Below are 13,587 nucleotides of genomic sequence, written 5' to 3' on the forward strand. Positions count from 1 at the left end.
AGGGTGGAGGCGCCCTGGCTCAGGGCAGGAGCTTCCTGACCTCGATCCAGGTCGCGATCAGATCCGCGGTCGTGCCTGGCCGCAGGTAGCCGATGAGCCGGTCGAGATGGGCAGTCAGATTCTTGTGCCGCCGAAGGCAGCCGATCTGCTCGATCGGGAGGCTGCGCCAGTCCGAGGCCAGGGTCTCGGCCTCTGCGGGGTCCAAGGTGAGCGCGGCCAGGGTGTCGGTGGCCAGGACGCCCGGGTTCCAGGCCGGCTCCGCGTCCGGGCCGAGATGCTCGATGACCCAAGTGCGGAGCATGAAGTCCTGGCCGTGCATCCGGCCCGGTCCCAGGGGCCGTCGCCGTGCCCCCGTCGATTGGCGTCCAGCGACAGGGCTGCCCAGCGCCGGCGGAGGTCCGGGGGGTCCTCGGAACGGTACGCGCGGCTTTGCGCGACCCATCGGACACCCTCCAGCTCGCTGCCGTGGACGGCGGCCGCGTGGGATGCGAACCGGTCGATGGTCCACGTGCTCATGCCCCTGCCGTCGGGTCGTCGTCGTGCTCGGGGCGCCGGTCCAACGTTCCTCGCTTCGTACGGGGGGATGGCCGGGTCCGACCGTAGCGGCGTCGTGGGATCGGCGTCCGTGGGTCCGGGGGAAAGGTCCTTCGGCTCAGGGCGGCGTCCGCTCCGCGGGATCAGGGCCCCGCCGGGTGGTGGGGCCCTGACGGCGATGCCGCCGCCGCGGTGCGGGTCAGGCGAGGGTGGTGGCCGGCCAGAGGGCGTCGATGGACTGCTCGGCGGCGGCGAGGCTTTTGTCGGCCAGCGGGATCAGGTCGGACATGGCCGGGTTGACCTTGGCCAGGGTGAGTTCCGCGGTGATGAAGCGGGGGGTCAGGCCGGCCATCGCGACGCCGTGCGGGAGCCACTGCTCGGCGTGGTCCCAGCCCTCGCGGGGGGTGCCGGGGGCGTAGCCGCCGCCGCGGGCGGCGAGGACGACGAAGTCGCGGCCGCCGAGCAGGCCCTCGTGGGTCTCCGGGTCTATGGACAGGCCGACGACGACCAGGTGGTCGACCCAGGACTTGACGCTGCTGGGGGCGCCGAAGTTGTAGACGGGCAGGCCGAGCAGCACGGTGTCGGCTTCCCGCACCTCGCCCACCACCTGCTCGCTCAGCGCCATGGCGGCTGCCTGCGCGGGGGTCCGGTCGGCGGCCGGCACGGCTCCGGCATAGACGGTGCTCGGGATGAGGTGGGGAAGCGGCTCCTCGCCCAGGTCGCGGTAGGTGACCGTGCCGTCCGGGTGAGCGGCGCGCCAGGCCGCGGCGGCGCGGGCGGTGAGCCTGCGGCTGACCGAGTTCTCGCCTTGGACGCTGGAGTCAATGTGCAGCAGGTGAGGCATCCTATTGGCCTTTCATCATTAGTTTGTGTACCACCAACGATTTATACCACGCCATTCTTCCTCCCGGACGGATAGACTTCGTGGATGGCCTCACTCCCCGTGCTGAACCAGCCGCCGAGACGGTCGGGCGCTCTGCTCGACAACCTGGCCCGGCGGATGCGGCTGCACGCCGAGTCGGTGCTGAAGCCACTCGGGCTGCGCCCCCGGCATCTGGTGGCGCTGACCGTCCTCCGGGACCGGGACGGGAGCACGCAGCAGGCGCTGGCATCGACGCTGATGATGGATCGGGCGACGGTGGTCGGACTGCTCAACGACCTCGAGGCCGACGCTCTCGTGGAGCGGCAGCGCTCCCCCGAGGACCGCAGGCGGCACATCGTGCGGCTGACCGATCGCGGGGCCAAGCGGCTGGCGAAGGCGGAGTTCGCCCTCGCGGGGGTGGAGGACGAGGTGCTCAGCGCGCTGAACGTCTCGCAGCGGGCCACCCTCTACGAACTGCTGCTGCTCGCCTCGTCCGGGACCGTGCCCGAGTGCGGTCCGGCCGACCTGCGGGAGCGCGACGTGGAGTGCTGACCGGCGAACGGCCGGCGGCGTGGGCTGCTGAGCCGCGTGCGGTCGGCGGCGTGGGCTACTGAGCTGCGTGCGGTCGGCGGCGTGGGCTACTGAGCTGCGTGCGGTCGGCGGCGTGGCGGTGGTGCGGCGTGCCGTGCCAAGAGGTGATCTTGGGGCACGCGCATTCGATGGCGGTGCGACACAATCGGTGCGTGATGTTCGGCATCCTCGGCGCGACGCAGGCCCTCGGCACGGACGGCGCCGAGGTGGCGCTGGGCGGCCCCCGGCGACGTGCGCTGCTCGCCCTGCTGCTGCTCGACGCAGGTCGGACGGTCAGCGGTGAGCGGCTGATCGACGCGCTGTACGGGGAGGACCCGCCGGCCGGGGTGGGCAATGCCGTGCAGTCGCAGATCTCCCGGCTGCGCCAGGTGCTTCCGGTCCCCATCGAGGGCCACCCCGCGGGTTACCGGCTTGCCGTCGACCCCGATCAGGTCGACGCGCACCGCTTCCAACGGCTCGCCGCCCAGGGGCGCGAGGCGCTGCTCGACGGCGAACCGGCCGCGGCCGCAGGGTTGTTGCGCGACGCGCTCGCCCTGTGGCGCGGCCCCGCGTTGGCCGACGTGGGTGACGCGCCCTTCGCCGCCGCCCAGGTCGTACGGCTGGAGGAGCTGCGCACCGGCGCCGTCGAGGACCGGATCGAGGCCGACCTCGCCCTCGGCCGGCACCGCTCGCTGGTGGCCGAACTCGGCGAGCTGGTGGCTGCTCATCCGTTGCGGGAGCGGCTGCGCGGCCAGTTGATGCGGGCGCTCCACGGCAGCGGGAGGCAGGGGGAGGCTCTGGCCGCCTACGAGGACGCCCGGCAGGAGCTGGCCGACTCGCTGGGCGCCGACCCCGGGCCGGAATTGGCTGCCGTCCATCTCGCCGTACTGCGTGGCGAGCCGATAGCGGCACCGCGGGATGTTTCACGTGAAACCGGACCTCGCGCGGATGTTCCACGTGAAACATCGCCACAGGTAGCTCGGCGAGCCACCCCCGATGCCCCGCCGGGCGCGGCCCCGCCGAATATGGCCCCGACGGGCGCGGCTCCGGCAGACCCGGCCCTCCCGGATGCGGCTCGGGAGGCGGAACCGGCCGCCGTACGGCACGAACTGCCCGCCCAGCTCACCAGTTTCGTCGGCCGTGACGACGAACTCGCGCTCATCGGCGACCGATTGACCCGCCAGCGGCTCGTGACCCTGATCGGACCCGGCGGCGCGGGCAAGACCCGCCTCGCAGTGGAGGCGGCCGGGCGCCACCCCGAAGACGCCCGCTTCGTGGAGCTGGCCGGGCTCACCGACGGGGCCGACATCCCGCGCGCCGTGCTCGGCGCGCTCGGACTGCGCGACGGCGCGCTGCTGCCCACCGTCGGTCATGGCGCGGCCGGTACGGCCCCGGCCGCCCCCGACCCTGTGGCACGCATCGCCGCGGCGCTGGCGGAGCGGCCGATGCTGCTCGTGCTGGACAACTGCGAGCACGTGGTCGACGACGCGGCACGCTTCGCCGAGCGGCTGCTCACCGGCTGCCCGCAGCTGCGGATCCTCGCCACCAGCAGGGAGGCGCTCGGCATCGCGGGCGAGGCGCTGTGCCCGGTGGCCACGCTCGGCCTGCCGCAGCCGGGCACCGACCGCGACCAGGTGCTCGCCTCCCCCGCCGTCCGGCTGTTCGCCGACCGGGCGGGAGCCGTCAGCCCCGGTTTCGACCCGGCGGCCGACCGCGCCACCGCGGACGCCGTACTGCGGCTGTGCACCGCCCTTGACGGGCTGCCGCTGGCCATCGAACTGGCCGCCGCCCGGCTGCGTTCGCTGTCCGTCACCGATATCGCCGCCCGGCTCGGGGCGCTGCCTGCCGACGACGCCCAGTACAGCCTCGGTGTGCGCTCCGACGCGCTCTTCCGGCTGCTCTCCCGGGGCAACAGGACGGCCCAGCCGCGGCAGCGGACGCTGCGCGGCGTCGTCGACTGGAGCTGGGACCTGCTGCCGGAGGACGAGCGGGCGGCGCTGCGCCGCGCCGCGGTCTTCGCCGGCGGCTGGACCCAGGCCGCTGCCGAGGCGGTGTGCGCGGACGGCGACGCGATAGAAGCGGACGACGTGCTGGACCTGATGGCAGCGCTGGTCGAGAAGTCCCTGGTGGTCGCCCAGCGCACCGAAGGCACCGGCCCGGTCCGCTACCGGATGCTCGAATCGATCAGGGCCTACGGCGCCGAGCGGCTGGCCGAGGCCGGCGAGACCGAGCGGACCCACCGCGCCCACGCCGCGTACTTCCTGGACTTCGCCCTCACCGCCGACCCGCATCTGCGCAGCGCCGAGCAGCTGGACTGGCTGCGGATGCTCTCCGACGACCGGGACAACCTCCAGACGGCGCTGCACCGCTCGCTCGACGCCGGGGACATCCACGGCGCCATGCGGCTCATCGCCGCGCTCTCCTCCTACTGGCTGCTGCGCGGGGTGCGCTACGAAGGCGTCGGACCCGCGCAGCGGGTGCTCACCGCCCTCGGGCCGACGGCGCCCGTGGGACTCGAGGAGGAGTACGCACTGTGCGTGCTGGCGGTGGTCACCGCGATGTCCGACCCCGATGGTTTCACCGAGCACCTGGCGTCGGTGACCAGGATCGTCGAGGGCATGGACCGGATCGCCCGGCGCTTCCCGGTGCTCACCCTGCTGTGGGCGCCCTTCGCCGGAGTGCCGCGGGACGACCTGAACACCCTGGAGGGCATCGAGGCGCTGCTCGCCGGCCGGGACGACCCCTGGTACTACGCGCTGGCGCACCTCGGGCACGGCTTCCAGGCCTGGATGGTGAACGGCGACGCCGACTTCGCGCAGCGAGAGTGCGAGAGGTCGCTGGCGGGCTTCCGCGGCGCGGGCGACCGCTGGGGCCTGATCACCTGCCTCAACGTGCTGGCCGACCTCGCCGAATACCGCGGTGAGTACCGGGAAGCCGTCGACTTCCTCGACCAGGCGCTGGTCCTCGCCGAGGAGTTGGACTCGCTGCTCGACATGGCGGAACTGCTCACCAACCGCGCCGCCTACAGCCTGCGGGCGGGTGACCTCGCCACCGCGGCCGCCTACGGCGAGCGGGCTGTGGCCCTCTCCCGGCGGGCCGGGGCACCCGAGGCGCTGGCGGTGGCGCACCGCTGCCTCGCGGACACCGCCCGGCTGGGCGGTGACCTGCCCGCGGCCCGCGCGCTGGCCGAGCAGGCACTCGCCGAATGCCCCACCGGCTGGTTCTCCAGCAACAGCGTCAGATCCACGGTGCTGATCGCCCGGGTCGCCATCGCCGTCGCAGAGGGCGACGCGACCGCGGCCCACGACTGCCTCGGCAAGGCCGTCTCCCTCGACCCCGAGGTGCTCAAGCTCTCGCTGAACGCCGCACACATCGCGGCGGCAGCGGCCGCGCTCGCGATCCTGGACGGCGCACCGCGTCAGGCCGCCGCGCTGCTCGGCGCCGCCGAGGCGCTGCGCGGCAGCCGCCCCTCGGATCCGGACGCCCTGGCCACCGCGGCGGCCGCGCGTGCCGCACTGGGCGGCGACGGTTACGAGGCGGCCGTCGCGGCGGCCGCCACCCTGGAGCGCCCCGCGGCCCTCGACCTGCTCATGTCGTACGCCACGGCGGGCTGACCGGCCCCGCCGGGCGCCGGTGCGCGAGCGGTCAGCGCGCGGTGCGCGGCCGGTCAGCGGTGCCGCGCACGCTGCCGTACATGACGAAGACGAACACGAACGACATGAACGGCGGTGCCGCGGAGCAGAACGGGCGGCGCTGGGCCGTACTCGCCATCTGCGGCGTCGCCTCCGCGCTGCTGGGCATCGACACCAGCGTCCTGAACTACGCGGTGCCCTCGCTCTCCGCGCAACTCGCCCCCTCCGCCACCCAGCTGCTGTGGATCGTGGACGTCTACGGCTTCGTGCTGGGCGGCCTGCTGATCGTGGCCGGGAACGTCGGCGACCGGATCGGGCGCAAGAAGCTGCTGCTGCTCGGAGTGGCCGGCTTCGGCGCCGCGTCCGCGATCAGCGCCTACGCGAACAGCCCGGCCACCCTGATCGCGGCCCGGGCGCTGCTCGGGCTGGCCGGTGCCACGATCATGCCGTCCACGCTGTCGCTGGTGCGGGCCTCCTTCACCGACCCCAGGGAGCGCACCACCGCGGTCGGCATCAGCGGCGGTGTCGCCGCGGCCAGCTTCGCGCTCGGCCCGGTGGTCGGCGGGCTGCTGCTCGACCACTTCTGGTGGGGCTCGGTCTTCCTGGTCAACGTGCCGGTGATGGCGGTGGTCCTCGTGGCGGGCGCCCTGATCCTGCCGGAGACCCGCAACCCCGAGACCGGCCGGCTCGACTGGGTCAGCGTGCCGCTGTCGGTGCTCGGCATGTTCGGGGTGATCTACGCGATCAAGACCGCCGCACGGGACGGGGTCGCGGAGCCCTCGGTGTGGATCGCCGCCGGACTCGGCGCCGCCCTGCTGACCGTGTTCCTGGTCCGCCAGACCACCCTGGCCGAGCCGCTGCTCGACCTGCGCCTCTTCCGTAACCCGGCCTTCTCGGGGGCGATCAGCGCCAACGTGGTGACGATGTTCGCGGCGTCCGTCCTGTCACTGGGCTTCTCGCTGTACTTCCAGGTGGTGCGTGGCTGGTCGCCGCTGACCGCGGGGCTCGCGGTGCTGCCGGGGCCGCTGGCGGCGGCCGTCACCGCACCTGCCGCCGGCGCGCTCATCCCGCTGATCGGCCGGGCGCGCACGGTCGCGGCCGGGCTGTTCCTGATGGGCCTGAGCACCGCGGGGCTCGGCCTGTCCACCCCGCACACCGCGTACTGGCAGCTGCTGCCGGTGGTGATCGTCAACGGCGCCGGGCTGATGCTCACCTTCGCCGTGACCGCCGACACGATCCTGGCCAGCGCCCCGAGCACCAGGACGGGTGCCGCAGCGGCCATCTCGGAGACCGCCATGGAGCTGGGCGGTGCGCTGGGCGTCGCGATCCTGGGCTCGGTCCTCAGCGCGTACTACCGCAGTGACCTCAGGCTGCCGGCCGGTCTGACCGCGCGGCAGACCGGAGCGGCGCGCGAGTCGGTCAGCGGCGGCGTCGACACCGGTCAGCAGCTGGCAGGCGGCCTCGGGCGGCAGGTCGTCGACGCCGCCAGGCAGGCCTTCACCGACAGCCTGCACACCACGACGCTGATCGGGGCGTCCCTGATGGTGCTCGGCGCGGTGGCCGCGCTGATCACCCTCAGGGACGTGCCCGCGGTACTGAACGACCCCGACTCCGAGCCGGAGCCGGTGCCCGCGGCGGCCTGACGGTGTGCCGGGACGCCGGCCCCGCAGACCTCCACGGGCCTGCGGGGTCAGGCGCCGTCGCGCCGGTCGTCCTCGGGCCGGGTGGCCTGGAACTCGGAGTCGGCGCCGGGCGTACCGTCGACCCGGTCGACGTGGGCACCGCTGCCGTTCACCGAGGTGGGGGAGTCCTCCAGCGGGTCCACCACCGTCAGGGTGCTCGTACCGGCGTGCTCGGTGGCCTCGTCGGGTTCCGTCGCCTCCGTGGGCTCCACCAGCCAGTCCGGATTGGCCTGCTTGCTCCACCAGCGCCAGGCCGCGAAGGCGGCGCCGCCGACGATGCCGACCATCGCCAGGCCGCGGAAGACCCGGCCCGTCCGCTGCCTGCGGACCCGCCGGCGTACCAGCCTGTCGATGTCCGCCGCGGTCACCTGGCCGCGCAGCGCGTGCAGGGCGGCGGCGCTGCGCACCATCGCCTCCTTGGTCACCGGGACCGCGACGGCGCCGGTGGCGGCGACGGCGGCACCCACCTTCGGCGCGGTGTAGTCGGCCGCCGTCCTGGCGGTCTCCTTGGTCCGGCGGGCGGCGGTCTCCACGGCGACCGCCGTCTTCGGCGGCACCGCCGCCCACGCCTGCTCACGGGCCTGCCGCACCTGCGCGGCGAGCTTGGCGTCATAGGTCTGCTTGGCCATCACGCCTGCCTGCTGCGCGTACGTACCGGCCTGCTGTGCGTAACGCGCGGCCTCGGTCTTGGCCGTGCTCGCGTACGGCGCAGCCACCTCCGCGGCGTGCCGCACGCTGTCCTTCGTGATGTCGGCCGCGTTGCGCACGCTGTCGATGCGGGTCACAGGAACCTCCTCCTCGGTGGCGTACGGTTTTCGCCTGTCCACCCGTTTTGAAATCATGCCCGCGCGCACGACGTACGGCATGTGCGGACGGGCATACGGGTCAGTCGGCCCGGTTGATGCGGAGTCCGGGCGGACGGAGAACGGCGGAAGCCCGCACGCCCGCTCGGGGCGTGCAAGGATTTGTCCCTGTCAGCGAAGACTATGGAAGGTAGACCGTGGCCGAGCAGCTCTACGCCACCCTGAAGACCACCCACGGCGACATCGTGATCCGGCTGCTGCCGAACCATGCCCCCAAGACGGTGGCCAACTTCGTCGGGCTCGCCGAGGGCACCCGCGAGTGGACCGACCCGCGGACCGGCAAGGCGTCCCACGACAAGCTGTACGACGGTACGGTCTTCCACCGGGTCATCTCCGGCTTCATGATCCAGGGCGGCGACCCGCTGGGGAACGGCACCGGGGGCCCCGGTTACGAGTTCGCCGACGAATTCCACCCGGACCTGGCCTTCGACAAGCCCTACCTGCTGGCGATGGCCAACGCGGGCCCCGGCACCAACGGCTCGCAGTTCTTCATCACGGTCGCCCCGACCACCTGGCTGACCCGCAAGCACACGATCTTCGGCGAGGTCGCCGACGACGCGAGCCGGAAGGTGGTGGACGGGATCATCAACAGCCCCGCCAATCCGCGGACCGACCGCCCGCTGGAGGACGTCGTGATCCAGTCGGTCGTCGTGGAGAAGCGCGACTGACGTACTCTTCCGGGAACACCGCGCCCCGCCCGCACGTCCAAGTGGGCGGGGCGTTCAGCGCGTCAGGGCGCCGTGACAGGGGAGTGCGTGTGATGGACCAGGCGGTCTGCTGCTACCGGCACCCGGACCGGGAGACAGGCATACGCTGCACCCGGTGCGAGAAACCGATCTGCCCGGACTGCATGGTCAGTGCCTCGGTCGGCTTCCAGTGCCCGGACTGCGTCCGGCAGGGTTCGGCGCACGCGCCGCGGCAGCGCACCGTGGCCGGCGGGGTGGTGGCGCACGACCCCTTCCTCATCACCAAGATCCTCATCGCGCTGAACATCGCGGTCTTCGCGATCGAGCTGGCGGTGGGCGACCGGGTGGTGGAGGACCTCGGCCTCTACGCGCTGTGCACTCCCAAGGGGTTCGCCCCCCACCAGTGCATCGGGGTGGCGGACGGCGAGTGGTACCGGGTGATCACCTCGGCCTTCTTGCACGACCGCAGCAACTTCTTCCACATCGGCTTCAACATGCTGTCGCTGTGGTGGATCGGTGCTCCGCTGGAGCGGCTGCTCGGCCGCAGCCGCTACATCGCGATCTACCTGATCTCCGCACTGGCAGGCAGCGCCGCTGTGCTGCTGATCACACCGCACTCGCTGACGCTGGGCGCGTCCGGGGCGATCTTCGGGCTCTTCGGCGGGATCGCTGTCTTCATGCGCCGGCTGCGCTACGACATGCGGCGGATCCTGATCCTGCTGGTGCTCAACATCGTCTTCAGTTTCACCTGGCCCAACGTGAGCTGGCAGGCGCACATGGGCGGACTGGTGGCGGGCACGGTGGTGGCCATAGGGATGGCGTACGCGCCGCGTGAGCGGCGTGATGTCGTGCAGTGGGGGACCGCGGCCGGGGTCTTGGTGCTGACCGTGGTGCTGACGGTGATCGCTGTGGCGCAGGTCACGTCCTGAGGCCCGTTACCGGCGACGGTGATCCCACGTTATCCACAACGGGTAGGGGATCCTGTGCGAGTTGTGCACAGTCGATGTGAACGGCTGTACAGCCGGTCGCTCGTCCGGGTTGTCCCGGTTTTCCCGGCAAGATCAGTACACTTCGGCGTCCGGACAGCAAACGACCGGTGGCCGTCTGTCCTGGCCACCGGTCGTACCAGCGTCAACCTCGTAGAGGTTATCCACAGATCTTCCGACCTTTTCCCCACTGTGGATAACCGTGTGGACAACTACTTCCACTGGGTCGAGACGACGAACCCGCCGGCGATGAAGCCGAAGCCCACCACGATGTTCCAGTTGCCGAAGGCGTCCACCGGCAGGCTGCCCTGGGTGACGTAGAACAGCACGATCCAGGCGAGGCCGACGATGAAGAACGCCAGCATCAGCGGGGCCACCCAACTGCGACCGCCCAGCTTTATGGCGGTGGCGGCCTTCGCCGGGGGCGGGGTGAAGTCGGCCTTCTTGCGGATCCGTGACTTCGGCACGAGGGAGTCTCCTGTCGATGCGCTGCGTAACCGCGCGGATGTGCGGGGCGGTCCTGGCGGATATGGGGTGGCAGTCGGCTGTCGGCGAGGGGCACTGCCGCCGCCGGGCGTCCGTTAGCGTAGTGCTTCCTCAGGTTGTAAGGAGACAGCGTACGGTGGCGACGGATTCCGGTGGAAGCGCACCCACCCCCTCCCCCCGTGCTGTCTCCCGCACCGTAGCGCTGCGAGTGCTCAGTGCGGGAGTCTTCGCGCTGGCCGGACTGATCTTCTGGATGAGTTTCGACACCGCCAAGGGCGTCGACATCCGCAGTGACGACCCGCTGCCGAAGCTGTCCGACACCATTCGTACCAAGAACAACCGCAATGGCCGGCTGGAGAGCCAGCTGACCGGCGTCCGCGACGACGTCGACCGGCTGACCCGGCAGGGCAGCGGCCTCAGCGCCGCGGAGCAGGCGGCGATCGACGCCCTGAGCAGGGCGGCCGGCACCAGCCCGCTCACCGGACCCTCGATCGAGGTCACCCTCGATGACGCCCCGCCGAACGCCACCGCCCTGATCCCCGGCGTCCCCGACCCGCAGCCCAACGACCTGGTCATCCACCAGCAGGACCTCCAGGCCGTGGTCAACGCGCTGTGGCAGGGCGGCGCCCAGGGCATACGGGTGATGGACCAGCGGCTGATCTCCACCAGCGCGGTCCGCTGCGTCGGCAACACCCTGATCCTCCAGGGCCGGGTCTACTCGCCGCCCTACCGGATCACCGCAGTGGGTGACCAGGCGAAACTGCGCCAAGGGCTGAACGACAGCCCGGCGATCCAGAACTATCTCCAGTACGTGTCCGCCTACGGACTGGGCTGGAAGGTCACCGCCGGGAGCAAGACCACTCTCCCCGGCTACACCGGCTCGACTGTCCTTCACTATGCACAACCTGTGAACCGCCCCTGAGAACAGGCCGGGAGACGGCCGCGGAGCCGGTGGACGCCCAGGTGAAGCCATGACGAAGCTTTGTCCGGCTACCAACCCACTCCGTGCGATCTCCCTTTAGTCTGTTCCCGGGAGCCGAAGGAAGGGACCGCATGTACGGCTGGATCTGGCGGCATCTGCCGGGCAACGTATGGGTGAGGGCGCTGATCTCCCTGGTGCTGGCCCTGGCGGTCGTCTACCTCCTCTTCCAGTACGTGTTCCCCTGGGCGGAGCCGCTGCTGCCCTTCAACGACGTGACCGTCGACAACGGGATGGCCGCAGTCCGATGAGCGCACGCATCCTCGTGGTCGACAACTACGACAGCTTCGTCTTCAACCTCGTGCAGTACCTCTACCAACTCGGCGCCGAGTGCGAGGTGCTGCGCAACGACGAGGTGCGGCCGGAACACGCGCAGGACGGTTTCGACGGGGTGCTGCTCTCCCCTGGTCCAGGCACCCCTGAGGAAGCCGGCGTGTGCGTCGAGATGGTGCGGCACTGCGCGGAAACCGCGGTGCCCGTCTTCGGCGTCTGTCTGGGAGTGCAGTCGATCGCGGTGGCCTACGGCGGAGTCGTCGACCGAGCCCCGGAGCTGCTGCACGGCAAGACCTCGCTGGTGACACACGAAGGGGTCGGGGTCTTCGCCGGACTGCCGACACCGTTCACCGCCACGCGCTACCACTCGCTCGCCGTGGAGGGCAGCACCCTTCCGGATGAGTTGCAGGTCACCGCGTGGACGGAGAACGGCATCATCATGGGGCTCCGGCACCGGGACGCGGCCGTCGAGGGCGTGCAGTTCCATCCCGAGTCGGTGCTCACCGAATGGGGGCACAAGATGCTGGCGAACTGGCTCGCCGAATGCGGTGACCACGGCGCCCCGGGCCGCTCGCACGGACTCGCACCGGTCGTCGGGAGGGCGGGGGCGTGACCACGCTCCGCCCGGAGCGCCCCGCGGACGGCCCGATGTCGTACGAGAACACCGGGCAGTTCAAAGCTGTCGTGGAGCAGCTGAACGACCCCCTGAGCGACCCGCTGCCCGGCCGCCCCCCGGTGGTGCCGGACCATCCGGAGCAGGCGTTCACCGAGCCGGTGCGCCAAGAGCCGGTGCGCCAAGAGCCGGTCCGCCAGGACCCGGCCTACCGGGAGCCGGGGTTCACCGGGCCCGACTTCAGCGGCCCCGACTTCGCAGAGCACGGCTTCACGGAGCCCGGCTTCGCCGAGCAGGGCGTCACGGAGCAGGGCTTCGACGAGCCACCGGCGTCCCCGTGGTTCCGCTCCCCCGAGCGTGACGAGCCCGCCATGGCGGCGCCGCCGGTGGCCCACGACGAGCCCGCGGCACCCGGCGTACCGGATCTGGCGCCCGAGCTGCCCGTCGCCGACGCGGAGCAGACCGCGCGCATGCCCGTCGTGGCCGAGCCGGCCGCGGCCCCCGATGACGGCGGGACCGATCCCGCACCGTCGCTCGCACCGCCGCCTTCACCGTCGGACGGGGGCCGGGCCGCCAGGCGCAAGGCAGCGCGGCAGGGCGGTGGCGGCCACCGGGCCGGCGGGCGGGGCCTGAGCGGGCCCGCACACGGCCCAGGCGCGGCCCAGGAGGCGTCCGCTGCCCCGTTGAGCCGCATGGAGGCACGGCGGGCAGCCAAGGCCGCCAAGGACAGCCCTGCGGTCGTCGCCAGCCGGATCGTCGGCGAGCTGTTCATCACCACCGGCGTGCTGATGCTGCTGTTCGTCACCTACCAGCTGTGGTGGACCAACGTGCGCGCCCACCAGCAGGCCAACGGCGCCGCGAACAACCTCCAGCACCAGTGGGACAGCGCCTCGGCCGACCCGAACCGGGTGCCGGGCACCTTCTCGCCCGGCCAGGGCTTCGCGATCATGTACATCCCCAAGCTGGACGTCAAGGCGCCCATCGCGCAGGGCGTCTCCAAGCACGATGTGCTCGACAAGGGCATGATCGGCCACTACGACGGCGCCCTGAACACGGCGATGCCCTGGGACAAGAGCGGCAACTTCGCGGTCGCCGCCCACCGCAACACCCATGGCGAGCCCTTCCGCTACATCAACCACCTGGAGCGCGGGGACAAGGTGGTGGTCGAGACGGCGAGCGAGTACTACACCTACGAGATCACCAGCTCGCTGCCCTCCACTCCGCCGACCAACACCGACGTGCTCAAGCCGATCCCGGCAGGCTCCGGCTACACCGCGCCCGGCCGCTACCTCACGCTCACCACCTGCACCCCGGAATTCACCAGCACCAACCGGCTGATCGTGTGGGGCAAGCTGATCGAGGAACGGCCGCGCAGCAAGGGCAAGCCCGACGCGCTTGTCGGCGGCTGACGGATCCGCCGA

At 71.8% G+C, this 13,587-nt stretch carries 13 protein-coding genes; 9 read left to right on the forward strand and 4 right to left on the reverse strand.

Annotated features, from left to right (window positions below):
* Window positions 1–19 precede the first annotated feature (19 nt).
* Both ACGFMP_RS03010 and ACGFMP_RS03015 read right to left on the reverse strand, forming a co-directional pair.
* Window positions 20–301, reverse strand: coding sequence for a hypothetical protein (locus ACGFMP_RS03010; protein ID WP_393669868.1), 282 nt, complete (start codon window positions 299–301; stop codon window positions 20–22).
* A 432-nt stretch (window positions 302–733) separates the two neighbouring features.
* Window positions 734–1,378 (reverse strand): FMN-dependent NADH-azoreductase, encoded by a 645-nt coding sequence (locus ACGFMP_RS03015; protein WP_393669869.1) that lies wholly within the window; start codon window positions 1,376–1,378, stop codon window positions 734–736.
* A gap of 84 nt (window positions 1,379–1,462) precedes the next feature.
* Between ACGFMP_RS03015 and ACGFMP_RS03020 the strand changes: the two genes are divergently transcribed.
* The 3 genes from ACGFMP_RS03020 to ACGFMP_RS03030 all read left to right on the forward strand — a co-directional run bounded on the left by ACGFMP_RS03020 (window position 1,463) and on the right by ACGFMP_RS03030 (window position 7,241).
* On the forward strand, window positions 1,463–1,948 hold the full coding sequence (locus ACGFMP_RS03020) for a MarR family winged helix-turn-helix transcriptional regulator (RefSeq protein WP_393669870.1): 486 nt from the start codon (window positions 1,463–1,465) through the stop codon (window positions 1,946–1,948).
* A gap of 194 nt (window positions 1,949–2,142) precedes the next feature.
* Entirely contained in the window at window positions 2,143–5,580 is a 3,438-nt protein-coding gene (locus tag ACGFMP_RS03025; RefSeq protein WP_393670311.1) for a BTAD domain-containing putative transcriptional regulator, read from the forward strand.
* 80 nt (window positions 5,581–5,660) lie between these two features.
* Window positions 5,661–7,241 (forward strand): MFS transporter, encoded by a 1,581-nt coding sequence (locus ACGFMP_RS03030; protein ID WP_393669871.1) that lies wholly within the window; start codon window positions 5,661–5,663, stop codon window positions 7,239–7,241.
* Between the two features lie 47 nt (window positions 7,242–7,288).
* Here the strand turns inward: ACGFMP_RS03030 and ACGFMP_RS03035 are convergent, their stop codons facing one another.
* Entirely contained in the window at window positions 7,289–8,065 is a 777-nt protein-coding gene (locus ACGFMP_RS03035) for a DUF5324 family protein (RefSeq protein ID WP_393669873.1), read from the reverse strand.
* Window positions 8,066–8,280: 215 nt separating this feature from the next.
* Between ACGFMP_RS03035 and ACGFMP_RS03040 the strand changes: the two genes are divergently transcribed.
* Together ACGFMP_RS03040 and ACGFMP_RS03045 are read left to right on the forward strand one after the other, a co-directional pair.
* Window positions 8,281–8,811: a peptidylprolyl isomerase gene (locus ACGFMP_RS03040; RefSeq protein ID WP_393669874.1), complete on the forward strand. Its 531-nt coding sequence runs from the start codon at window positions 8,281–8,283 to the stop codon at window positions 8,809–8,811.
* A 92-nt stretch (window positions 8,812–8,903) separates the two neighbouring features.
* Window positions 8,904–9,758, forward strand: coding sequence for a rhomboid family intramembrane serine protease (locus tag ACGFMP_RS03045; RefSeq protein ID WP_393669876.1), 855 nt, complete (start codon window positions 8,904–8,906; stop codon window positions 9,756–9,758).
* Window positions 9,759–10,027: 269 nt separating this feature from the next.
* Here the strand turns inward: ACGFMP_RS03045 and crgA are convergent, their stop codons facing one another.
* A complete protein-coding gene (gene crgA, locus ACGFMP_RS03050) occupies window positions 10,028–10,282 on the reverse strand; it encodes a cell division protein CrgA (RefSeq protein ID WP_033175597.1) in 255 nt (84 codons plus the stop codon).
* 227 nt (window positions 10,283–10,509) lie between these two features.
* On the opposite strand from crgA, the gene ACGFMP_RS03055 reads away from it, so the two are divergent.
* The 4 genes from ACGFMP_RS03055 to ACGFMP_RS03070 all read left to right on the forward strand — a co-directional run bounded on the left by ACGFMP_RS03055 (window position 10,510) and on the right by ACGFMP_RS03070 (window position 13,575).
* The gene (locus ACGFMP_RS03055) at window positions 10,510–11,223 is read left to right on the forward strand and encodes a DUF881 domain-containing protein (RefSeq protein ID WP_393669877.1); all 714 of its coding nucleotides are present in this window, start codon (window positions 10,510–10,512) and stop codon (window positions 11,221–11,223) included.
* A 131-nt stretch (window positions 11,224–11,354) separates the two neighbouring features.
* On the forward strand, window positions 11,355–11,531 hold the full coding sequence (locus ACGFMP_RS03060; protein WP_393669879.1) for a hypothetical protein: 177 nt from the start codon (window positions 11,355–11,357) through the stop codon (window positions 11,529–11,531).
* Window positions 11,528–12,166, forward strand: a complete 639-nt coding sequence (locus ACGFMP_RS03065; protein ID WP_393669880.1) for an aminodeoxychorismate/anthranilate synthase component II — start codon at window positions 11,528–11,530, stop codon at window positions 12,164–12,166. Before ACGFMP_RS03060 ends, ACGFMP_RS03065 begins: the two co-directional genes overlap by 4 nt.
* Window positions 12,163–13,575 carry a class E sortase gene (locus tag ACGFMP_RS03070; RefSeq protein WP_393669881.1) on the forward strand — a complete coding sequence of 471 codons (1,413 nt, stop codon included), beginning with the start codon at window positions 12,163–12,165 and terminating at the stop codon, window positions 13,573–13,575. Before ACGFMP_RS03065 ends, ACGFMP_RS03070 begins: the two co-directional genes overlap by 4 nt.
* The last annotated feature ends 12 nt before the right edge of the window (window positions 13,576–13,587 follow it).

It is taken from the genome of Streptomyces sp. NPDC049040 (assembly GCF_043197715.1).
Lineage (GTDB): Bacteria > Actinomycetota > Actinomycetes > Streptomycetales > Streptomycetaceae > Actinacidiphila.